Here is a 22,511-nt window from a genome sequence, read left to right on the forward strand (position 1 = left end):
AGGGGGTCGATATTGGAAAATTCGTTGTTGAGGCGTCAAAATACGTATTGGCGCGCTGAGGCGAGCAAAGCTGGGCATGACGAACGTCCTGAAGGTGGCGGGGTGTGTTATACGAATAGTCGCCATCACCGTGACTTTACGGTTCTGTGTGCAAGAATATTCGTTCATTCCTGAGGATTACTGAGGCGGACTTTTGTGTCTCGCCTCAGTGTAATGCCGCGTTTTACTCAGCTAGTTCGGTGTGAGAAATTCTTACTCTCCGCGATTTACCGGGGCCTGCGGTGACGTGCATGACGACAGTAACGTAGCAGGGTAGCGGCAGGTCGAGGAACGACCGGCCATCCTGGTCGAACGTTGCGAGCAAGGTCACTTTCGGCGCGGGCTCCTCAGTTTCGTCACCCTCGTCGGAGGTGTCGTTTCCGTCGATGCGCTCCGACTGCTCGTCATCGCCGTCGTCCCCCTCGCTGTCGCTCAGCTTCAGCTTACTTGGCTTCGGTTTTTTGTCGTTACCCACCTCTTCGACGGGTGCTTTGCGAGGGAAGCGCACATTCGCATCCGCCAACGCTTGGTAGCCACCGCCCGCCGTTACTCGAGCAGGAATGTCTTCGATGAGAACGTTCTCGTCAAAAATTGTGTAAATCGCGCGGTAATACAGGCTGGCCTTCTTAGCGTCGGCGTGGGTTTGGAGAAAAACAAACCGTAGTGCTTCCGTTTTGACCTTTTTGTGCTTGCGCCAATGTTCCAGCCACTTGCCTCCGAGAACGTTATTTGGCTTCCGGAAATGCGCGTTCAGGAAGCGCGCGACGCGCACGCACCGCATGACCTCGTGATCGATGGCCGTGCGATGCCGCTGGTCCGCCTGCACGAAGCCTTGCTTGATGCCAGTCAAGACCCGTTCCAGTTCGCCGGGCTGCTTCAGCAGGTCCGACGTGAGCGGCTCGTCGAAGGTTAGGGTGGGTTGGCAACGCTGCTCGCGTTCCCGTACCCACTTCATGACGTCCCGGCGATGCCGCTGAGCTTCTATGTTCGTAGCCGCCTCCTTCTGCGCGGTGCGTCGCTTGGCCATTACGCGGCTCCCTGCTGGAGAAGGACGCGGATGTCCTCACACCGCCACGCCGTGATGCGCGGGCCGAGCTTCACCGGTTGCGGATAGCGCTGGGTCCGCACGCCCTCCCACCAGCACGACCTGCTGATCGGCAGCGGCCCAAGGGGCGCGAGAAGGCGCGAAAGCCGTACAAACCCGGCGGTAGGCAGGCCATCAGCGGCTAGCCCGTTCTGCGAAATCGATGATGAATCAGTCACTTTCCCTGCTCCTATCGGCCGAACGCAGAAGGCGCTCGGAACGGGGGGGAAGGTGCCTCTGGCAGGCTGCCGTGAGAAGAAAAGTAACAAGTTGCGTGATGAAAAAGGCTTCAGATATAGCTAGTTACGCCACTTTCGAAACTTGGCTCTGATCGCGTCGGTGATTTTGGGCAGCTCGGGTGGTTCGATGACCTCGGCGCTCAAGGACAACGGAAAGCGCGGGAAGCGTATGACCTCTAGGCTGCGCCGGTCGAGCTTGTTCTGAAGAAGCTCGATTGCCGCCCGACAGCGCGCGAGGTGGCGACGCAGTTCGCCGCGACGGGAGTATGCCTCGTCGATGTTCTCGGCAAAATCATTCTTCGAGGGGTCGAGGGAAAATTCCAGACCGGGGTGCAACCTCTCAACGTAATGAAAGGGCGCGGATGCAGCCGATTCTTTCCAGAAGGTGCTAAAGGTCCGGCGCGAGATGGACCATTTGTACTTGAATAGGCCGCTGTCCATTGCCGCGTAAGCCTTGGAGAGGCTGGCTGCGTCGCGCGGATCGGCAGAAGGAGGGCAGTACGCCAAAATAAAGTGGGTTACCTGGGCGAGGTAGTCCAGTTTCGTGTAGGGTTGGTCGTCAAGCTTCCAGAGCTCGAAGGAAGGCATCGCGAACAAATCGTCGGAGCAGATGCGCTTCAACGTATCGATGCTGACATGCCTCAAGGCGAGCGCGAGGGCATCTGGTGGAAGCTCGTTAAGGGTTCGTGCAGAGCGTCCGGCCGATAAATACGAAACTGCGCAGACCATCATTGCAGCGGGATGGTCGCCAGGGGTCGTAGGCCAGCGAAGCCATGCGATGAACTTGAACAGGGCATCGAGGAATGTATGCCGGTCATCGTTTCGCTCGTCGCAGAGACGGGCGATGGCAGTATCGATGCTCAGCTCCTGCGCGAAGGTCGCCGCCGGCATGCCCTTTGACGGGTTGCGGGCACGCTGCCATCGGTAAACTGACGCCAGGGATGCTCCAAGGCCAGCGATAGCCTCGGCCGGTCGAACGTCAAGACTCCGTGCCTCCTCGAACCGAGCGATGATCCTGTCCTGCTCGGCCAATGAATGACGTTTGGGGACCATCCGACGTGTTCGACGGCGTGGGGCTCGCACGAAACCTCCTCATGCTGAACTCTCGTGAGGCTTGTCGCTCTTCGGCTTGCTCGCGACGAACGTGGACCACTGCTCCATCATCTCGCGCCGCTTCGCCAGCAGGTCGCCGCGCCGATAGGCGGCCTCGACGCGGTTCTCAATGGTGTGCGCCAAGGCCATCTCTGCGACCTCACGCGGCAGGTTCGTGGCTTCCGCTGCCCAGTCACGGAACGACGAGCGAAAGCCGTGCGCGGTGATCGTCAGCTTCATGCGCCGCAACGCCATAAGGAAGATCATGGTCGACATCGGCTTGCCGGTCGAGCGGCCAGGGAAGATGAAGGCGCTGTCCCCGGCGAGTAGCTTGGCCCGCCGCAGGATCTCCAAGGAGCGCTTGCTGAGCGGCACCCGGTGCTCGCGCCCGGCCTTCATGCGCGCGGCGGGCACGGTCCACAGCGCCTCGGCCTCATCGATCTCCCGCCACTCGGCCCGGAGTACCTCACTGGTGCGCGCGGCCGTCAAAATTAGGAACTCGAAGGCGAGCCGGGCAGCCTCGCCCTGATCGGACGATTGCAGTCGGGCAACGAAGGCGGGGACCTCGGCGTAGGGCAGCGCGGCGTGATGCTCGTCACGCTCACCCTGCTTCGGCAGTCCCTTGGCAACGCCCTCGACCGGATTGTCGCCAGTGCGATGACCAGCGGCCTTCGCCCAATCGAGCACGGTGCCGATACGCTGGCGCACCCGCCGGGCCGTCTCCCCCTTCGTCAGCCAGATCGGCGACAGGGCGCGTAGTACATCGGGCGTCTCGATCTGATCGACGCGCCGGGTGCCCAGGTGTGGATTGGCGTAGGTGCGCAGCGTCGTGATCCATTGGGCTGCGTGCTTCGGGTTCTTCCAAGAGGCTTTGTGCTCCTCGTGGACCTGCTCGGCCGCGTCGGCGAAGGTAGGAACGGTCGCGCGCGCCTTGCGCCGCTCGGCGAGCGGGTCGCCCCCGTCACGGGCGAGCTTGCGATAGGCGAGCGCCTTATCACGCGCCTCGGCCAGGGTGACGAGGCTGACTCCGCCCAGGCCGATGTCGCGGCGGCGGCCCTGGACGACGGTACGCAGGAGCCAGCGCTTTGAACCTGAGGGCTCGACCACGAGGTAGAGACCGTTGCCATCGGCGTAGCGGCCGGGCACCTTCAGGCCGCGTACCTGCACCGCCGTGAGGGCCTTGTCTGGATGCCGTCCCCAACCGCCCATCGAAGTGTCCGCCTCACTCAAGCCACCCACATTTTCGCCCTCATTAAATGTGGGCTGTGGGCAGATTGCAATGGACCAGGCCGGACAGTCGAATTAGGCTAAGCCATTGTTGACGCTGTAGCTATCGCACGGCTCTGCATCTTGTCGGACGTAAGTTGGGCGGCCCCCCTCTCCGCCATTTCAATCAACAATCTCAGTGACGGAAGCACGATCGCTGAGCGGCTGATGTCTCCGCTTTTCGCTGCACCCGCTGCCGGTAGACGTCAGGCCACGCTCACGGCACGCTGCCGTCAGGCGCGTGGAGAACCCGTGTGGACGGAACGCAGTCGGTTGCATCCCGCGAGGCCGTCCTCGCGCAGTATTACCCCATCCGAGCTTCGATCCGGTGTGTGCTCCGCCAGGCCGTGAGCTGCTGCCGCAAGCCTGACTTCGATCGGGCGGCCAAGCACCTCGATCTGTGGGACCAAAAGCAGCGCGACGATCGCACAGTGTTCGACATGCTGTGTGACATCGCCCTCATGGAGCGGAATCAGCGCGGTAAGCGCGTCTACGACTGGTTCCTCCAGGACGGGGCTGTCCATCTGGATCTCGGCGACCACGAGATCGCTCGACGAATGGCTGCGGCTTCGTTCTCGATCTTCCAGGTTACGGGCTGGCACGACGCTGCAGGGGTTTGGTTAGACGACTTACTCGTCGCGGAGCGTCGGCTCTGGTTGGTCGATGAAGGTCTCGAAGCGTCGGCTCCTGAGGGGCTCGCTATAGCCATGCGCGTGTTCGACGCCGGCCCGTTCCACGCCGGCTTCGGGATCGTGGTCATGCCCGACCCTGAACTCATTGAGTTCTGCGCTGGTGCTGCATCAAGAGGGCAGCCTCTTCCGGTCCGCCGTTCTCTGGCAGCGGCGTTCTACGGTGAGGCAATCGCGCGTGCTGCTCTAAATGACCCCGACGATATTGCCGGCGTCTGACTCACTCTTCCACGGCAGCGAAGCAGCGATCGTTCTGTATCCAGCTCCGGCTTGGCTGTGACTTATCTCGGTGAGGGGTCAACCCCTGCTCTGGATGAATGCGGTGGTGCCTCTCCTCTGGCTGCAGGACCAACGTCGTAGATGCCTTGGGCGGTCGACCGCGCAAGTTCTCGGCGGAGCTCAGCAAGGTCCACGATGATGCCATTCGACGCTAAGTCCGCCTGCACGCGCTCCACCAAGGCGTCGCCTCGCAGGCCCTGCACCGATGCGCCCAGTAACTCTTGGGCATATGCGCCTGCACCCTGCCCATCGATACCAAGCTTTTGTGCCGCATAGGCTGCCAGAGATCTAACCCCTTGGCAGTGCATCATAAATCGCGCTTCTTCCGCGCGAACAAAAAGCATTTCTGCTGCGCGTTCCCGTTCTTCAAACAACTTGGACACGGGGCGTCTCCAGATTATCGAGTGGCTGATTGAGGCTATCGCAGAACCGATCTTCTCCCAATCCTACTCCGAAGCCTCTTGCGTACAACGGGTTTATTCAGCAGGGGCACTCGCTCGCACCGAGGCCTGCTGGCCTGAGCTTGGCTGCAGCGAAGCACGTCGTCTTCCTATCGAACGCCGCTACGAAGGTCCGATCAGGCAAAACCGCTGCCCTGAACCGATCCGTCTTCGTCCGATGGATTGCTCTTCGGCGCCTCTGTGCCGTTGTCTTACGCGCACCCGGCTTCCAGTCGCTGAGCATCGTCGCCATCGCGACGGCGAAGCGCCGAGGTGAACGTCTGTCGCTCCGTTGGTGCGACGTAGGCCTGGTTCAGCGCGTTGCACACCGCGCTCTGACCAAGGACGGCGACACGCGTCACGTTCCGCTGGCGCCGCGTGCCGTGAGCGCCTAACTGACACTCCGAGCCGAACGTTCCCTTCCGATGGAACGCCTCTTCCCGATGCGCGCGGGTGGCCCTGACCAGACCTGGATGCGCCTGCGCGAGCGCGCGGGCAGCAACGACCATCGCCTCCACGAACTCCGACACGCGGCCGTCACGGGCCTGTTCGAGGGCGGACGCGGCATGGCTGACGTCGGGGCGACCAGCGGGCACAGGGAGCTTCGCATGGTGTCGCGCGACACGCGCCTTCGAGCGGCTGACCGCGCCGAACGCTGACGCTGGCAGCGAACCGTCATCCTCGCGAAGGACGCGATGTCCTCGGGAATCCCTCTGGGTCGAGAGGGATTCCTTTTGTGCTCACGACACGTTCCCCCCGGTCCTTGGCGACGCCAGGCTGCCGAACGGCAAAGATCAAATCGCCAGGACGGCCCAGCCCTGGGGGCCGAGGCTCACCCGCGCATCCGGCGTTCCGGGCGCTGCCAGCGACGCCTCCCCGGCCTCGACGATGCGCGCATTCGGCGCCGGCAGGAGCAGGCCGGCCTCGGCGAGGTTCAGGGCGAGGAGGAGGTGCTGGGTTCCGTCACCCACCGCGAGCACGAGCTGTTCGTTGGTCAGGTGGAGCGTCCGCGTGCGGGCGCGGTGCAGCCAGGGATGCCGGCGCCGCAGGGCGATCAGGGTCTGGTGCAGACGGTAGATCGGCCAGCCATAGGGGGCGAGCCCCTCAAGCGTGTCCGGGAAAGCCGGCCGGATCGCATCGTCCCCGCCGACACGCTCCTCCTTCACGCCGCGGAAGGCCTGCTCGTCGCCCGCATAGATCGAGGGTGTGCCGCCGCAGACCAGCAGGATCGCGAGGGCCTGGGGGAGGTGGCGCTCGTCGGCGAGGCGGCTCGCGATCCGCGTGACGTCGTGGTTGCCCACGAAGGTCAGCGGCACGAAGGCGTCGAGGAAGCCGTTGTGGCGGTCGAGCGCATGGGCCAGTTCGAACAGGTTGCGGTCGTTGAGGGCGCTCCAGATGGCTTTCCAGAGCTCGTACTGGGTCACCGCATCCAGGCCAGTGTCGCGCACGATGGCGGCGTAATCCCCGTGGATGACCTCGCCGACGAGGTAGGCGTCCGGATGGACCGACCGCACACGCGCCAGGACGTCGGACCAGAAGCGCCGGGGTACGGCGTAGGCCGCATCGAGGCGCCAGCCATCCACCCCCAGGGCGAGCCAATGCGTCATGACGGAGACGACGTAATCGGCTACGGCGGGTGCGTCGTGGTTCAACGTCACGAGCTGCCGGTGTCCCTCGAAGCAGGCGTAGTCCGGCTCCGTGCCCGGATCGGTGCCCCGGGGCCAGGACAGCCGGAACCACGCGGCCCTGGGCGCCTGTGGCCCTTGCGCCAGAACCTCGGCGAAGGCGGGATGGTCGCGGCCGACATGGTTGAAGACGCCGTCGAGAAGCACGCGCAGGCCCCGCGCATGGGCGGCCTCGATCAAGGCGACGAGATCCGCCTCGTCGCCGAGCCGCGGATCGACCCGGAAGGGGTCGATCGTGTCGTAGCCATGGGTCGAGGCGGCGAAGACCGGTCCGAGGGCCAGCCCCGTGGCGCCGAGGTCGACGGCATAGTCGAGCCAGGCCTGGACATGGCCCAGGCGATGCACGACGGGAGCGCCCTCGACGGTCTCGGATTCGGCACCGACGAAGCCGAGCGGGAAGACCTGCCACCAGATCGTGTGTTCCAGCCAATCGGGCACGGCACCGCCTTGTTTCAGGAGTTGCAGGGAAACCCGCCGCTCGGGTCGGCGGTCCACATCCGAGCGGTGTTCGCCCTTCACAAGTTCGCGTTGAACCGATCGTCGCATTCGAAAGAGCCGGTCGGATGTGACGCTTTCGAACGTTCGACGCCTTCGGGGGCCCTCAGGCCGCCTTCACCGCCATCAGGAACGTTCCGACCTCGTGACGGAGGCTCTCCGAATGATGGGAGAGTTCCTGCGCGGCGCCGAGCACCTGCGCCGCGGCACTGCCCGTCGAGTCGGCGCCCAGGCGCACATCGTTGATGCTACCGACGACCTGGCCGGTCCCGTTCGCCGCCTGCTGCACGTTTCGGGCAATCTCCTGGGTCGCGGCGCCCTGCTGCTCCATGGCAGCCGCGATGGCGTTCGAGGCCGCCGCCATCTGCCCGATCGTGCTGCCGATGGCCTGGATGGCCGCGACGGAGGCCTGGGTGACGCCCTGGATGGACGCAATCTGCCCCGCGATCTCCTCCGTCGCGCGCGTGGTTTGACCGGCAAGTTCCTTCACCTCGGACGCGACCACGGCAAAGCCCCGTCCGGCCTCGCCTGCCCGAGCCGCCTCGATGGTGGCATTCAGGGCCAGGAGGTTCGTGTGCCCTGCGATCTTGTTGATCATCGCGATGACGGTCTCGATCCGCTCGGCGGCACTGGCGAGTTGCCGGACCAGTCCGTCCGTGCGGCGAGCCTCATCAGCTGCCTGCTGCGCGATGCGGGCCGACTGACCGGCCTGCTGCGTGATTTCCTGGATGGATGCGGACATTTCCTCCGTGGCCGCAGCGACGGTCTGCACATTCGCCGAGGTGTGTTCGGCGGCCCGCATCGCCGTGCCGGATTGCCGGGTCGTCTGCTCCGCGGTGCCTGCCATGCCCTGGGCCGTGGCCTCCATCTCGGTGGAAGCACCGGCCAGACCCTGCGTGAGAACGGAGACATTCGCCTCGAACGCCTTCGTCAGGGCGTCGAGATGGTCGGCGCGTCGCATCTTCGCATCCGCCTCCTCGGCTGCCGCGACGTCAGCCTGCTCCTTGGCGATGAGTGCGTCCTTGAAGACCTGGACGGCCCGCGCCATGGCACCGAGCTCGTCGGACCGGTGGGAACCCGGAACAGCCACGCCATGGTCTCCGGCGGCCAAGCGCTGCATCGCGCCGGTCATGGCCGCCACCGGCCCGGACACGCCGCGGCCGACACGCCATGCGAGAAGCCCGCCGATCACCAGGGCCACGCCACCGATCCCGATGACAAGCTGGCTCAGCTGGCTGGCATCCGCGGTCATCACCGCCATGATCTGCTGCTGTTCCCGGACCGCCCGCTCACGGGTCTCCTTGCCCAGGCCGATCAACGCGTCGCCCGTCTGCTTCAGGTTCTGATACGCCACCTCGACCTCGCCGGCGCCCTGCAGGACACCGTCGAGGGCCGCCTTGAAGGCTGCGACCTTCCCGTTCGCGACTTTGAGCGAGGCTTGAAGCAGGCCGGCTTCGTCGAGCCGGGACAGGGCCAGAAGTTCCCGGGTGTAGCGGCCGAACTCGACCGTGGCCGTGCTGGCATCCGCCGGATTGTTGCTGGAGCGGAAAAGATAGACCGCGCTCATGCCGGCCTGAAGGGCCCGGTCGGCGCGGAAGGTCGCGGCGGCGAGACCCGGTTCCTGCGCGGCAAGCTGCGCCATCGCGTAACCGGCGTTGGAGAGCGCTGCACCGAGCTTGACCAGATCCCCGAGGGCGGCTTTCCGCTTCTGCATCGCGCCGACGAGTGCGTCGGTGCCGGTGACGTAGTCGAGGGCCCGACTTCTGATCGCCGCATCCTGGCTGCCCGAGGGTTGGCCGCCGCTGTCAGCCCTCAGGGCGCCGAGACCGGTCTTCAGGTCGCTCAGCATGTCGCCCTGTTCCGTGCGCATGTAGTTGAGCACCAGGCGCCGCACCCCGTTGAGGAGCAGTTCGAAAGCGCTGGCCTCCTCGGCGGCCTGCATGCGGGAGCGGGTGCTCTCGATCTCCGCGTTGAGCACGCTGACGCTGCGGAAGGTCGTCAGGGCGGAGATGGTGAGGAGCAGCAGCACCACGGCGAAGCCGGCCAGGATGCGCTGAGAGACCGAGAGGCGGTCGAGGCGGAGCGTGAACATGAGCGGGAGCCTCGAAAGCGTCAGCGGATGGACTTGATCTGGCGGATCGTCTCGGCGCCGAACTTGGCGCTGAATCCGGCGGTCACGGATTGCAGGCTCTGTTCGAAGGCGGCGCGATCGACCGAGGCGACCACGTTCATCCCGGCCTTGCGCAGTTCGTCCACGCCCTCCCGTTCGGCGCGCCCGGCCGCCTCGCGGGACACCTGGCCGGCGGCCCGGGCCGCCTCGGTGAAGGCCTTCTGTTCGGCAGGGTCCAGGGAATCCCAGGCCGTCTTCGACATGACCATGACGGCCCAGGAGTAAACGTGGCCGCTCAGGGTCAGGTGCTTCTGAACCTTGTTGAAATGGGAGGCCGAGATCACCGCGATCGGGTTCTCCTGCCCGTCGAACTGCCCGGATTGCAGGGCGCCGTAGAGGGCCGGGAAGGCCAGCGGCTCCGCCTTCACGCCGAGGCTTCGAAAGCCCGTGAGCATGATGTCCGACTGCGGCACCCGCATCGAAAGGCCTTTCAGGTCCTCGGGATTGGTGACCGGGTGCTTGGAGTTGGTGATGTGGCGCATGCCGTTCTCGCCCCAGGCGAGCGCGATCATGCCCTTTTGCTGGAACCTCTTCAGGTAATCCTGCCCGACCGCGCCGTCGAAGACGGCGTGGGCATGGCCCGCATCGCGAAACAGGAACGGGATGTCGAAGATCCCGAATTCCGGGATGATGCTGGAGAAGGGCGCACTCGTGATGAAGGCCATATCGAGGTGCCCGAGACGGAGCTCCTCCGCCATCTCGACTTCGCCACCGACCGCGCCGTTCGGATACAGCTCGACGCGATACGCGTTGCCGGTGCGCTTGGCGACTTCCTTGGAGAAGCGCTCGGCACCTGCTCCGAGCTGCGAACTCTGGGCGAAGAGGAAGCCGAGCCTGAGGACGCGCTCCTCCGCCTGCGCCTGCGTGATGGTCATAATCGAGCAGAGCCCGACGATCGTCGCTGCAACTCTGAGACGTCCAAGCACCGGCGTATCCTATGCGATAGTCGCCCATCGCTTAAACGCCTGCGCTTAAAAGAACATTGACAGCGTAGGTTAGCGAGCCAGCCCACCCTACACTCGAAATCATCTCAAAATGTCATCAGCAAGCTCTATGCCCTGCTCATTCGAAGTGCGATTGCTCTGATCGACACGCGGCTTACATGCGGCAGGCAGCGGAACTTTCGCCCGGGGAAGTGCCCGCCATGAATCCGACCATCAACACGGATGTCATCGACCCAGACGATCGGGGCGCGCGGATGCCTGTTCTTGGAAAAAGGCGATCCTCAAATGCATTCGGACCATTCATCGATGGATAACTTGGCAGAGGCCAAAGGCGGACAGTTTTGCCACCTGGAAGCCTGCCCGAGTAATCCTCTCGATGGCTGCGCTTTGCGGTGATTCACTGGGCCCAAGGCCAAGATGCTTCGGGCGTGGAATGTCGATCAGGGCCGGCTTCTGCCGCCGTCGCCGCATTGAGTTCGTGCCGCCTGGGCCGAGGGCGCATTTCGAGCGCGACACGGGGCGAGAAGCCCTCGACCTCTCGACCATCCGCGACACCCATACCGAGGAGCGCGGCGACCCGCCCGACCATCCCGGCACGATGGTGGCGCTCCTGCTCGACGGCGATCGCCGAGGCCCGTACGCTTTCAGGACCACGACGGCGGGATCGCCGTCGATGCGGTCCGCGCTCATCTCGGTCGGAAGCCGCGCGAGGTCTCGGGCGATGCCGGCTTTGCCGACGGGTCGAACCTGTCCGCGCCATGGCCGCACGCCTGAAGCGCGCTGGCCGCCGGAGCCGCGACCGCCCGAGAAGGCAGGTCGTCGAGCCGGTTTTCGGACCAATCCAGCAAGCCAGAAGCGTCCGGCAGTTCCTGCTGCGCGGGTTCGCCCAGGTTCGGGGCGAATGGGCCATGATCTCCAGCGCCCGCAACCTCCTCCCATTGGCGAAGGCGACCTGCTCAGCCTGGCCGACAGGCATCCCGGATCCCGACCTCAATCCTGAAGCGCCAACCCCTCACGCGGACGGGCTCCTCGGCGGCCGTGCTGCGCTCCTTGGCTTTCGGTTCGGCACCCGCCTCGCGACTGCCCGCTGCGGTGCGCTTCTCGGCCCTGCAGGCTGCGATCCCTCACCGAACAAGCCACGTTCCGACATACGATAAGGCGGCCGAGTAGATCGGACGACCTTCCTCATCCGTCACCATCACCGTGAAGGCTTGACGTTCTCCATCTGCCGGCACCGCACCGGCTGCGATGAGAGGCAGTAACTTCTTCGCCTCCTGGGCTGCTTCGTCAGGACCAGCAAGCTCCGTCCCGTCTTCATCGCGCGTCATCACACGATCATGCGTGTCAAAGAAGTAGCGGGGCACTGCGACCTCCGGATGTATCCGGTAGGAGCACATAGGTCTCGTCGGGGCCTACGCCAGGGACGGGTGCAAGATTTTCCACCCCCCTGGAAGAACCGGAGAAAACCTCCGGAACAGGCATCGTCCAAACAATGGACGCGCTTCGATGTGCCTGCACGAATTTACGTGAGTGCTAATTTTGGTCGAAGGTGAAGATAGTGCTCGTCAAACTCCGAAAAATCTCTCAATGCTTTCGAATTCAGGATCGTGACGTGCTTATTCTTGAACTCGACGAGTTTTTCGACCCTCAGCCGCTGCAGCATGCGATTGACATGGACGGTCGAAAGACCGGTTGCGTCACCAATATCGGCTTGGGTCAAAGGAAGGCCATACCGATCGCCCTCCGTGAGACCAACGGCTTCGAGGCGCGCGAGAAATTCACAAAACAAATGTGCGACCTGTTTTTCCGCTGAGCGACGCTTCGCCAGCACAAGCCACTCTCGCAGGATGCTCTCGTCGATGAGACTGATCCAGCGAAAGCCATAATCTAGGGTCGGGCTGCGCGCGGTAAGGTCGCTCAATTCTTTGAGCGGGACCTTTATGATTTCACAGTCGCTCAGGGTGCGGACCGAATAATCCATAGACCCCAAAAAATGCGCGTTGAAATCGCAAATGTCTCCCGGAATCAGGAAGCTCAAGATCAACCGACTGCCATCCGGCAGGGCTTTGTAGCGGCACGCAAACCCACTGTGGATCAGATGAACATGATCCGGCGCATCGCCCTGTCGGATGATGGCGCTGCGCGCGCGGACCGGGACGAGGTGGGCTTTCAGCCCCTCGAGGCAGGCCCTGTCGGCCCCGGAGAGGTCAAAGCGGCGTTCGAGCTTTTGGATCAGAGGGTTGGACATGCGACTGGAAGCGAGGGTCCCGGTAGGGTCGGAGTCATAAATACATTTTATTGCGAAACAGCAAGACAACGATCAACGGCGGCTTACTATTACAAATTGTTATGATCGCATGCTTTTGATAAATTGATATATATTTCAAAATAATCATAAGTGAAAATTTGCTTTTAATGCCAGACCTCGTGTTTCATCATAGTGTATGAAAGTTGTGCCAGTGATACCATAGAATACCGGAAATAGATTCACGTTATTATAATACATACTATTCGTGCGAGACTGCAGAAGAGCGATCCTCTAGACCGAAGATTCGTTCTACTCACGCGGTAATATATCGCTTTACGCAGATTTCTATTTAGATTACTCAGTCGGCATGGTTAGTTCTGATTTAACTGGTAGGCCGCGCAGGCCTTTCTGGTAAAAATTTGCTATTGGCGAACGAGTACCTGTTGCAAACTTATCGGGGCGATTGAGACCCGAACGAATATTTTCGGGCCGTCCCTAGAATTATAAATCTATTAACCAGCTGGGTTATTAACATCGATCATATCAGGGTCGGTGGTTCAGGCGATGATGTGGATCGGATCAATCAGTGCGCGCGGTGTGGGCCCGGAGCGTGATCGACGGGCCGGAGCAACCTGCGCATTTCGCGGTTTAAGCCTCTCGTCGACAAGCTTGGCGGCTGTGTTGTGCGCCACCGCCGCGCAGGCGCAGGCGCAGTCGACGTCTCTGGTCGATGTGTGTGCAGGACTTGGCGTACGATTACCCCATCTGACGTCTCCCACGCCGATTGCGTCGGGGGGGCTGCTGGGCGCGGTGAGCACGACGCTGACGGGCTTGGTCGACAACATCAATCAGGGGATCATTGCGCCCCTGTCGGATGTGACCTTGCGCGTCGGCGTCTTCGACGCCAACGGCAACCTCGTCAGCGTCAACAGTCCCGCCGGCTGCAATCTCAGCGCCTCCAGCCTGACCCTCGACGCCAGCAAGGGCCTGGCGATCGGTGGCGGCCGCATCACCGGTCTCGGCAGCCTGACCGGGACCGTGGCGAGCGCGGGCGACGTCACCTCCATCGCCCTGGGGAGCGGCTCCGTCACGGCCGCAGGCAAGGCCAACGCGATCGCGCTGGGATCGAGCGCCACCGTCACGGCCAATCAAGCCCTCGCGATCGGGTTGCGTGGGAGCGTCAGCGCCGACGATGGCATCGCCCTCGGCACCGACGCGCACAGCGCAGCGGTCGCCGCCCTCGCTCTGGGTGCGCGGACGACCGTCGGCGCGGCAGGCGCGGTCGCCCTCGGCAGCGGATCCGTCGCCAACCGACCCGGACTCGGCGGCGCCGTCGAGAGCTTCAGCGGGACCACGGTCGCCTCCACCAGCGGTGCCGTCTCGGTCGGCGATGCCGGCGCGGAGCGGCAGATCATCAACGTCGCCGGCGGGACGAAGCCCACCGACGCCGTCAATCTGCGGCAGCTCTCCAGTGTCGGCGGCAATCTCGCCAGCGGACTCGGAGGGGGCGCCAAGTTCGACGCCACCACCGGGCTCTTCACGGCGCCGAGCTTCGCCGTCCAGGGCAGTTCCTTCACCAACGTCGGCGAGGCCCTCGGCGCTCTCGACCTTCGCGTTACCGGCAACACCGCGGCGATCACGAGCACGGCTGCCGGTCTGCAGACCCTGCAGAACCAGGTCACGAGCCTGCCCAACCATGTCCAGCAGGATGCCGTCGCGCGCACGCTGACGATCGGCAAGGGGACCGACGGAACGCTGCTGAGCCTCTCGGGGCTGAGTGGAGACCGGCGTGTGACGGGTGTGAGTGCCGGGATCAATGGCAACGATGCCGTCACTCTCACGCAGCTGCGCACGTCCGGCCAGGCCCTCGCGTCGTCCCTGGGCGGCGGCGCCGGCTTCGATGCCGTCACGGGGGGCTATCAGGCTCCGAGCTACAGCATCGGCGGGACCGCGTACGCGTCAATCGGCGGTGCTCTCGGGGCGCTCGACACCCTTTCGGTCCAGTACGTCCCGGGAAGCGGCGGTGCGGCGACCGCCTCGATCGATCTCAGCAAGGGCGGCATGCTCGGCGCCGTCGGGATCCATGGCTTGGCGCCCGGTCTCGTCGCCGGTGGTTCGACGGACGCCGTCAACGGGGCGCAACTCTACGCCACGAACCAGCAACTGGCATCGAACAGCGCTGGCCTCGCCAGCCTGCAGACCGTCGTCGGCAGCAGTTCCCTCGGGCTCCTCAGCCAGGATCCGACCAGCCGCACCCTGACCCTGGGCGCCGCGACGGATGGCACGCGCGTGAGCATCGCCGGAACCCTCGGCGCGCGCCAGCTCAGCGGTGTCGCGTCGGGATCCGTGAGTGCGGGCTCGACCGATGCGGTGAACGGCGCGCAGCTCAACGCCACGAACCAGGCCCTTGCGGGCAACACCGCGGCCATCACCAGCGTGCAGGGCCAGCTCACGAGTACGACCACCACCCTCAATGCCTCGCTGGGGACCCTGCAGGGGCAGCTGGGCACGACGGCGACGTCCCTTGCGAGCACGACCGGCGACCTCACCAGCCTGCGCGCCGGTGTCCAGAGCGGAACGATCGGTCTCGTGCAGCAGAACGCGATCACCCGCGACCTCTCGGTCGGCAGTGGCACCGATGGGGGCCGGATCAGCGTGGCCGGGACCGCGGGGCCCCGTCAGGTCTCGGGCATGGCGGCCGGCACGGTCGCGACCAACTCGACGGACGCCATCAACGGTGGGCAACTCCACGCCACGAACCAGGCGGTTGCGGGCAACGCCGTCGGCCTCGCCAGTCTCCAGGGCCAGGTGAGTGCCCACACGAGCGAGATCGCCAACACCACCGCGAGCCTGAGCACGCTACAGGGCCAAACCACGACGAACGCGAACGGCCTTGCCGGCACCGCGAACAGTCTCGCCAACCTGCAGATCGGGCTGGCCAACGGCAGCGTCGGCCTCGTCCAGCAAAATGGTGCCGCAGGAACCGTGACGGTTGCCGGCGATACCGGTGGGAGCCTCGTCAGCGTCGGGGGGCGGGGGGGCGATCGCCGTGTGACCGGCGTGGCCGCTGCAACGGGCGCCAATGACGCCGTCAATCTGGCTCAGCTCAATACCCTCGTGGCCGGCCTCGGTGGGGGTGGAGCGCCGGCGCTCGCGAGCGACAATCTCTCGGGTGGCGCCCTGCCGCTGGCGACGGGCCGTGACGCGGTCGGTGTCGGCTACGGCGCACAGGCCACGGGCGCGCGCAGCATCGCCCTCGGCGCCGGCTCGATCGCCGATGGCGCCGATACCCTGTCCGTCGGCGCGGCCGGAGCGACCCGCCGCATCGTCAACGTCAGCGATGGGGCGTTGACGGCCGCCTCGAGCGACGCCGTCACCGGACGGCAGCTCCATGCCACGAACGAAGCCCTGGCGGCGACCACCGGACGGCTCACGGGCGTGCAGGGAGGCCTGACGGGCGTCGGTCAAGCTCTGGGTGGGGGCGCGGTCTTCGATCCGGCCACCGGAACCTTCACGGGTCCGACCTTCACGGTGGCCGGGCTCGGCTATGGCACCGTCTCGGGCGCCATCGGCGCCCTCGATGCCCGAACGGAGGGAAACAGCACCGGGATCGCGGCCCTCCAGCGCGCCGGCGCGGCCAATGCCTTCACGGTCACGAACCTCCAGGGGCAGGTGACCGCGAACACGACCCATCTGACGGGCGTGTCGGCGGGGCTCTCCAGCCTGCAGACCGGCCTCGCCGACGGCACCCTCGGACTCGTTCAGCAGGATCCGGCGAGCCGTGATCTCAGCGTCGGTGCGACCACGAACGGGACCCAGATCAGCCTGTCGGGGCGTGCGGGCGATCGGCGCGTCACCGGTGTGGCCGCCGGCCTGAGCGCCAACGATGCCGTCAATGTCGGCCAGCTCAGCGCGGCCCTGACGAACGTGAGCACGGGAAGTTCCCCAGGCGTCGCCATCAACGGCCAGTCCGGTCTGCCGATCGCCGCGGCGACCGGGGGCGATGCGGTTGCCCTGGGCTACGGTGCCGCGGCGGGCGCGGCGCGCTCGGTGGCGCTCGGCAGCGGCTCGGTCGCGACGCAGGCGGATACGGTCTCGGTCGGTGCTCCCGGAGCCGAGCGCCGCATCGTGAACCTGGCCGGCGGCACGCTCGCCTCGGGGTCGACCGACGCGGTCAATGGCGGCCAGCTCTACAGCACGAACCAGCAGGTGAGTGCGCTCTCGACGTCGCTGACCGCCCTGCGCGGCAGCCTGGACGATGGCGCGATCGGTCTCGTGCAACAGCACGGGGCCAGCGGCGGCATCACGGTGGCCGCACGGACGGGCGGCAACGTCGTCGATCTCACGGGTTCGCAGGGCACCCGGACGCTGAGGGGGCTGGCCGCGGGAACCGCCGGCAACGATGCCGTCACGCTCGCCCAGCTGGATGCGGCGGTGACGGGGGTCGGCGCCCGCATCGGCGATCTGCCGCTGGCCACGAGCAACCCGTCCGGCCTCGCGGCGCCGTCCGTGACGGCCCGTGATGCCCTGGCGCTCGGCCAGGGGGCGACGGTCACGGCAGCGCGCGCCGTTGCTCTGGGCAACGGCGCGCTTGCGGATCAGGCGGACACGCTCTCGATCGGACGCGTCGGCGCCGAGCGGCGCATCGTCAATGTCGCCGGGGGCGGCCTCGGCAGCGGTTCCACCGATGCGATCAACGGCGGGCAGCTCTTTGCCACGAACACCCAGCTTGCCGGCATGCTGGGGGGCGGGGCGCGCTTCGATGCCGTCGGTGGCTGGACCCGGCCGAGCTACAGCATTCGCGGCAGCACCTACACCGATGTCGGCAGCGCCCTCAGCGCCGTTGATACGGCTTTGGCCCGCAACGCCACGGACATCGGGGCGGTGGCGCAGCAGATGGCTTCTCTCCAATCCAGCACCTCCGGCGGTTCGGTGAGCCTGTCGCCGACGGGCTCGGGAGGAGCCGTCACCGTCGCGGCACAGGCCGGTGGAACCGTCGTCAGCGTGTCCGGCACGGAGGGGCCGCGGCAGGTCAGCGGCGTCGCCGACGGCAAGGCCGCGGGTGATGCGGTCAACCTTGGCCAGCTCAACACGACGGCGCAGGCCGTCGAAGCCAAGCTTCAGGACTTCCCGGTCCGGTCGAACAACACCCGTGGCGCGGTCAAGCCGGTCGCCTCCGGCGCCGATGCCTATGCCAGCGGTTACGGGGCCATGGCCGTGGGGGTCGCGAGCGTTGCCGTGGGCTCCATGACCACCTCACGGGGCGAAGGCACGACCAGCATCGGCCATGACAGCGCGGCGGCAGGGGACCGGACGACGGCCGTCGGTGCGAGCAGCCTCGCCAGCGGCGCCGACAGCGCAGCCTTCGGACAAGGCAGCCAGGCGATGGCTGCCGCGACCACCGCCATCGGCACGGCGGCTCAGGCGACCTGGGATGGATCGACGGCCATCGGCTACGGGGCACGGGCGATCGCGGACCCGACCACGGCCGTCGGCTACAACACGCTGGCCAGCGGGAACGAAGCCTCGGCCTTCGGTGCCTTCGCCAGCGCGACGGCGGAGAACAGCACGGCCCTTGGCCGCTCGGCAAATGCCGCTGGCGCGGGCGCCACGGCCGTCGGGATGAATGCGAGCGCGCAAGGCTCCGACGCGATCGCCCTGGGACGGGGGGCCGTGGCGAAGCAGGACAATGCCATCGCGATCGGTGCGGGTGTCGCCACGGCTCGGGTCAATCAGATCGCCATCGGCTCGCAGCGCAGCAGCTACACCTTGGCCGGGGTCGGCTCTTCGCAGAGTAGGGCGGTCCAGACGGGCGCCACCGCGTTCGTGACCGCCGATGCCGCCGGCAACCTGGCGACCTCCGACTATGGACCTGGCCATATCGCAGGCTTGGCGAACCAGGTTGAGACCCTGGGGGCGCAGATCAACGGCATCGGCCAGTACGCCACGGCAACGCGGCGCGAAGCGCGCCAAGGCATCGCTGCCGCCATGGCGATGACCTCGGCCTCCATGCCGTCGCAGCCCGGCAAGACAAGCTGGACGCTCAACGGCGCCACGTTCCGGGGCGAGTGGGCCGGAGGAGTCGGGCTGGCGCATCGGCTGGATACCACGATCCCGATCGCGCTGACGGCCGGCTACAGCTACAGCCAAGCCAATCAGCAGGGCGTCCGCGCGGGGTTGGCCGGAGAGTTCTAAAGCGATTGCCAGCGCGGGCTGTAAGAAGAAATAGAGACGCTGCCAAACGAAAGATCAAATCGACGCCGGCGTTTGCTGCGTGGTTCAATCAATGCTTCGTCTCAGCACCCGATGCGCGAGACCGCAGCGCTTCACTCCACCAACACAGGCGGACGGGCGGCGTTTCGCGTGCAAGGTCATGCATGACGAACGCGATACGATGCCGGTGTTGTTTGTTTCAAATTTCTCTGTCGGGGAGGCTGGATGATCGACTGATGTTTCTGCGACAGGATGCGCGGCCGCGACTGTCCCTCGGCGCAGATCGAGAGGGATGGAGCGATCCGATCGGATGAACGCGCCGCAGGCTGTCCCCCAGGTCGGCGGCCGACCTCGGCAAGGGCTCATGCCTTGTTCCGCGTCGCCTGGAGGCGAAAACGGGCTCCTTCAGCACCGGATCGCCGTGGGCGTCGTACACCGCTGCGGCGTGGCACGGCGTTTCACTCGGCGTGCGAGACCCTGTTCATCGGATCAGCCAGGTGCCCGTGTAGGTCATGGCGGCCGAGTAGATCGGATGCCCGTCCTCGTCCGTCACGAGCACCGAGAAGGCCTGGTGTTCGCCATCCTTGGGGACCTCGTGTGCGACGATCCCCGGCAGGACCGATTTGGCATACTGAGCCGCCTCCTCGGGACCGCGAAGGTCCATGCCCTCGTCATCGCGCGTCGTCTTGCCGTCGTGAATATCGAAGAAGTAGCGAGGCACGGCGTTCTCCACGCGCAGCAGGCGGGAGCACACGGGGTCTCACAGGCGCGGAAGGCCGGGACAACGTGGCCGCGATACGGTGCAGCATAGGCCACGCGCCCGACCAAAGATTTAACAAATGGGTGTGACGTCTTGTCCCTGAGGATGCCGCTGACGCCCTACAACACCGGGTGCGGGGGGGCCTTCGGGTGCAGGTGAAGGTAGTTCGGATTGAAGCCCGCATAGCCCTGGATGGCGGCAACGTTCGGTAGGGTCACCCGCCGCTCCTTGATGATGACCAGCCCCAGGCCCCGCAACTCCTGCAGCACACGGTTGATGTGCACGTTCGAGAGCCCCATGGCATCACCGAGGTCGAGCTGGGTGAGAGGGAACGGGTAGCTGTTGTCCGTGGCGAGCCCGACCGTCTGCAGACGGATCAGGAGCTCACAGAACAGATGCGCGACTTGCCGGTCGGCCGAACGCCGACCCATGCAAACCAGCCACTCCCGGAGGATCGCCTCGTCGACCAGGCCAGCCCACTGCAGGGCGCGGTTCAAGGCCGGGTGACGTGCGGTGAGATCGTTCACGACCGAGCGAGGGATCCGCACCACGTCGCAGGAACTGATCGTTCCGATGCAGTGGTCCATCGCGCCGAGGATCGAGACGTTCAGGTCGCAGAAGTCTCCGGGGATCAGAAAGGCGACGATCGACCGTCCGCCGCCGGGAAGAACCTTGTAGCGGCAGGCAAACCCTCTCTGGATGAGGTGGACGTGATCCGGCACGTCCCCCTCCGAGATGAGGGTGGTGCGGGCGTGAACCCCACGAAGGTGTGCACTCGCGCTCCTGAGGGCCTGCTCGTCAGACTCGGAGAGTGCAAAGCGACGTCCGAGCTTCTGGATGAACGGATTGAGCATGTGCCCTCCTGGGCCATGCCCCGCGCTCAGTATGTCGACCTAAGCAGCCTCGACCGGAAAGGTTGCGCCGTAGCTTAGAACACAATCCCCGACATCATTGCAATGTGATCGTCGCACAGCATGCCGGTCGATTTCGGGAATGCTAGGTCCTGACGTTCCGTCTGCAGCCAGCGAGCGTTTGCAAGCCGTCCGAGTCAGGCATTGGTCTTATTTATTGACGTGTCTCGGATTCCGTCGTTTTCCCGGCATCCTCGCGAGGCGTGGTTCGAGCAACGTCGAGACGCCTCGTTTCTGTCGGGAAATTAGAACCGCAGTCTCATGGTGGATGAGATGGACCGGGATCGCGATCCCACATGCGCGTCGGATACCGTCCGAACCACGCGCGGGGTCTTGGCCACCGGGCATCGCGATCACGACACGGCGAAACAAGGACCTGGAAACCTCGCGGACTTCCACCAGCCCTGCCACCTGAACCACGATCGGCCCGAACACCGACGCTGGTATACCTTGTTCGAAAACAGGCCTTTAGACAATCTTCTTCGCGGTCCGTACCACAAGAGCCGAGACCAGATGTCCCTCATCCGTGTTTAATCCGGCGCATCACGTGTCTCCTGGCACGTCGAGAATGACAAGGGCTCCCTACATTCCTTTCGGACAAATAGAAACGAGCCGGTGACTTGGTTCGTTCTGTAAAGGAGCGCGTCGGCCTCAATGAAAATCCGTATCGCCGCCCTCGCCACCGCTCTTGTCCTTGGCGTTGCCTCGATTTCGTCCGCGATGGCTTACGACAGCACCTCTCGTTACACCACGTTCGCGCCCTACGACGTTGATACCACCGGATCTCTGGACGGCCGCCGCCTCGCGCCGCTGCGCGATCCCGATCGTTGTCCGATGAGCTCGGCCGCCGAGGGCAATGCCAACCAGCAGAACTTCCCTACCCAGCAATACGGCCAGACCTCGGGCGGGAACCGCTGCTGAGCGCGGGAGGGGGGGCACCGGCATGCTGCTGAGAGGCTTCTCCTACGCCATGATCGCCGTCTTCGCGGGTGGGCTCGTCTTCACCATCGTCGGCTCGGCCAACGCCTTCTTGGGCCTGTAACGGCTCGAACCCACCGATCTGCCTTCGGTGATCCGCGCCGACTCTTGACCGGAGCGGGTCTTCTTTCCCGAATGGCCTGTCGGCTCGAGCGGCCCCTCGCAGGATTTCCGACGGTCAGTGGCGGGGCGAAAGCCGCGCCGCTTACGTGTCAGGTGTATGTCGCGAACGATACATCACCGAGTTGAGCAAGTGCTCGTCGGCTGCATCTTGAGGCACTATCCACGGCAGATCATCTCTGCGCCTCAAAATTGATCTATGTTTCAGTGTCAGTCGCTGTTCACCCACTTTGCTGATCTGCAAAAATTGCAGTTCCTTCCGTCCAAAAACTGTGAAACGCTCACGCGAACAGTGGGGTGATTTGGCTCGACGTTGATCGATTGGCGAGGCATGGGAGATCAGCATGAACAACGCAGATCGGGCCTGGGACTTGGATCGCCAAATTGAAAAAAGCGAAGGAGAAATTTCCCAGCTTATCCGCGATATCTTGGATGCGATCGAGGTTTCCTGCGATGTGGTGCAGGAAGAGAAGGAATTCTTCGAGCTGACCGCGAAGCTGTTCGAGCTTCGCATCCGGCGCGCGTGTCTTCCTGGCGTGCCGGCGCCGATCCCCCTCGTGAAAGGTGCCTGGCGGCCTGCGGTCACCGGCTCCATTGCGGCAGCCCCGCCCATGCCATGACGATGATGGCCTGGTCGAAAAAGGCCTCGTCGATAGAGGTCTGCCCCGTCCGTTGCCGACCGTCGGAATGTGCCATCCGCACAGCGAAGGCCTCCGCGGCGTGTCGGTCCCTCCGCCGCAATCCACCGCCGCATCGCCTGGGGCCCGAAGCAGGTCGGCCGCATCGCTGAACAGGTCCGTCACCGCACCGGCCTTCCGAGCGCGCAGGCGCTACGGGATTCCCGGATCGGCCCCTCCGA

General features: G+C 65.0%; 16 protein-coding genes and 1 pseudogene. 6 read left to right on the forward strand and 11 right to left on the reverse strand.

Annotated features, from left to right (window positions below; genetic code table 11):
• Positions 1 to 223: 223 nt before the first annotated feature.
• The 3 genes from ASG63_RS11615 to ASG63_RS11625 all read right to left on the reverse strand — a co-directional run bounded on the left by ASG63_RS11615 (position 224) and on the right by ASG63_RS11625 (position 3,663).
• Entirely contained in the window at positions 224 to 1,066 is an 843-nt protein-coding gene (locus ASG63_RS11615; RefSeq protein ID WP_056216215.1) for a hypothetical protein, read from the reverse strand.
• 356 nt (positions 1,067 to 1,422) lie between these two features.
• Positions 1,423 to 2,415: a hypothetical protein gene (locus tag ASG63_RS11620; protein WP_156394171.1), complete on the reverse strand. Its 993-nt coding sequence runs from the start codon at positions 2,413 to 2,415 to the stop codon at positions 1,423 to 1,425.
• A gap of 39 nt (positions 2,416 to 2,454) precedes the next feature.
• Positions 2,455 to 3,663 (reverse strand): tyrosine-type recombinase/integrase, encoded by a 1,209-nt coding sequence (locus ASG63_RS11625; protein ID WP_056216219.1) that lies wholly within the window; start codon positions 3,661 to 3,663, stop codon positions 2,455 to 2,457.
• A 311-nt stretch (positions 3,664 to 3,974) separates the two neighbouring features.
• Here ASG63_RS11625 and ASG63_RS11630 point away from each other — a divergent pair, with 311 nt between their 5' ends.
• Complete coding sequence (locus ASG63_RS11630; protein WP_056216221.1) at positions 3,975 to 4,628, forward strand: hypothetical protein; 654 nt, start codon at positions 3,975 to 3,977, stop codon at positions 4,626 to 4,628.
• A 62-nt stretch (positions 4,629 to 4,690) separates the two neighbouring features.
• Here the strand turns inward: ASG63_RS11630 and ASG63_RS24185 are convergent, their stop codons facing one another.
• Positions 4,691 to 5,071 carry a DUF1476 domain-containing protein gene (locus ASG63_RS24185; protein WP_244476513.1) on the reverse strand — a complete coding sequence of 127 codons (381 nt, stop codon included), beginning with the start codon at positions 5,069 to 5,071 and terminating at the stop codon, positions 4,691 to 4,693.
• A 482-nt stretch (positions 5,072 to 5,553) separates the two neighbouring features.
• Between ASG63_RS24185 and ASG63_RS11635 the strand changes: the two genes are divergently transcribed.
• Positions 5,554 to 5,787 carry a tyrosine-type recombinase/integrase gene (locus ASG63_RS11635; RefSeq protein ID WP_056216224.1) on the forward strand — a complete coding sequence of 78 codons (234 nt, stop codon included), beginning with the start codon at positions 5,554 to 5,556 and terminating at the stop codon, positions 5,785 to 5,787.
• Positions 5,788 to 5,922: 135 nt separating this feature from the next.
• Here the strand turns inward: ASG63_RS11635 and ASG63_RS11640 are convergent, their stop codons facing one another.
• The 3 genes from ASG63_RS11640 to ASG63_RS11650 form a co-directional block, all read right to left on the reverse strand.
• Positions 5,923 to 7,251: an alpha-amylase family protein gene (locus ASG63_RS11640; protein ID WP_056216347.1), complete on the reverse strand. Its 1,329-nt coding sequence runs from the start codon at positions 7,249 to 7,251 to the stop codon at positions 5,923 to 5,925.
• A 163-nt stretch (positions 7,252 to 7,414) separates the two neighbouring features.
• On the reverse strand, positions 7,415 to 9,400 hold the full coding sequence (locus ASG63_RS11645) for a methyl-accepting chemotaxis protein (protein WP_056216226.1): 1,986 nt from the start codon (positions 9,398 to 9,400) through the stop codon (positions 7,415 to 7,417).
• A 20-nt stretch (positions 9,401 to 9,420) separates the two neighbouring features.
• Positions 9,421 to 10,404 carry a DctP family TRAP transporter solute-binding subunit gene (locus ASG63_RS11650; protein WP_244479884.1) on the reverse strand — a complete coding sequence of 328 codons (984 nt, stop codon included), beginning with the start codon at positions 10,402 to 10,404 and terminating at the stop codon, positions 9,421 to 9,423.
• Positions 10,405 to 11,091: 687 nt separating this feature from the next.
• On the opposite strand from ASG63_RS11650, the pseudogene ASG63_RS27015 reads away from it, so the two are divergent.
• Positions 11,092 to 11,372 (forward strand): annotated as a pseudogene (locus tag ASG63_RS27015) (transposase); the annotation flags it as partial.
• 174 nt (positions 11,373 to 11,546) lie between these two features.
• Here the strand turns inward: ASG63_RS27015 and ASG63_RS24195 are convergent.
• Positions 11,547 to 11,786, reverse strand: coding sequence for a DUF6894 family protein (locus tag ASG63_RS24195; RefSeq protein WP_082487324.1), 240 nt, complete (start codon positions 11,784 to 11,786; stop codon positions 11,547 to 11,549).
• A gap of 158 nt (positions 11,787 to 11,944) precedes the next feature.
• Positions 11,945 to 12,670 (reverse strand): Crp/Fnr family transcriptional regulator, encoded by a 726-nt coding sequence (locus ASG63_RS11655; RefSeq protein WP_056216231.1) that lies wholly within the window; start codon positions 12,668 to 12,670, stop codon positions 11,945 to 11,947.
• Positions 12,671 to 13,480: 810 nt separating this feature from the next.
• Between ASG63_RS11655 and ASG63_RS11660 the strand changes: the two genes are divergently transcribed.
• Positions 13,481 to 18,865 carry a beta strand repeat-containing protein gene (locus tag ASG63_RS11660; RefSeq protein ID WP_056216233.1) on the forward strand — a complete coding sequence of 1,795 codons (5,385 nt, stop codon included), beginning with the start codon at positions 13,481 to 13,483 and terminating at the stop codon, positions 18,863 to 18,865.
• 499 nt (positions 18,866 to 19,364) lie between these two features.
• Here ASG63_RS11660 and ASG63_RS11665 read toward each other — a convergent pair whose 3' ends face one another.
• Positions 19,365 to 19,637, reverse strand: a complete 273-nt coding sequence (locus tag ASG63_RS11665; RefSeq protein WP_244479885.1) for a DUF6894 family protein — start codon at positions 19,635 to 19,637, stop codon at positions 19,365 to 19,367.
• A 125-nt stretch (positions 19,638 to 19,762) separates the two neighbouring features.
• On the reverse strand, positions 19,763 to 20,497 hold the full coding sequence (locus tag ASG63_RS11670; RefSeq protein ID WP_056216235.1) for a Crp/Fnr family transcriptional regulator: 735 nt from the start codon (positions 20,495 to 20,497) through the stop codon (positions 19,763 to 19,765).
• A 711-nt stretch (positions 20,498 to 21,208) separates the two neighbouring features.
• Between ASG63_RS11670 and ASG63_RS11675 the strand changes: the two genes are divergently transcribed.
• The gene (locus ASG63_RS11675; RefSeq protein ID WP_056216237.1) at positions 21,209 to 21,475 is read left to right on the forward strand and encodes a hypothetical protein; all 267 of its coding nucleotides are present in this window, start codon (positions 21,209 to 21,211) and stop codon (positions 21,473 to 21,475) included.
• A 521-nt stretch (positions 21,476 to 21,996) separates the two neighbouring features.
• Positions 21,997 to 22,272 (forward strand): hypothetical protein, encoded by a 276-nt coding sequence (locus tag ASG63_RS11680; RefSeq protein ID WP_056494321.1) that lies wholly within the window; start codon positions 21,997 to 21,999, stop codon positions 22,270 to 22,272.
• Positions 22,273 to 22,511: the final 239 nt, after the last annotated feature.

Source organism: Methylobacterium sp. Leaf94 (genome assembly GCF_001426045.1).
In the GTDB taxonomy this organism is placed as follows: Bacteria; Pseudomonadota; Alphaproteobacteria; order Rhizobiales; family Beijerinckiaceae; genus Methylobacterium.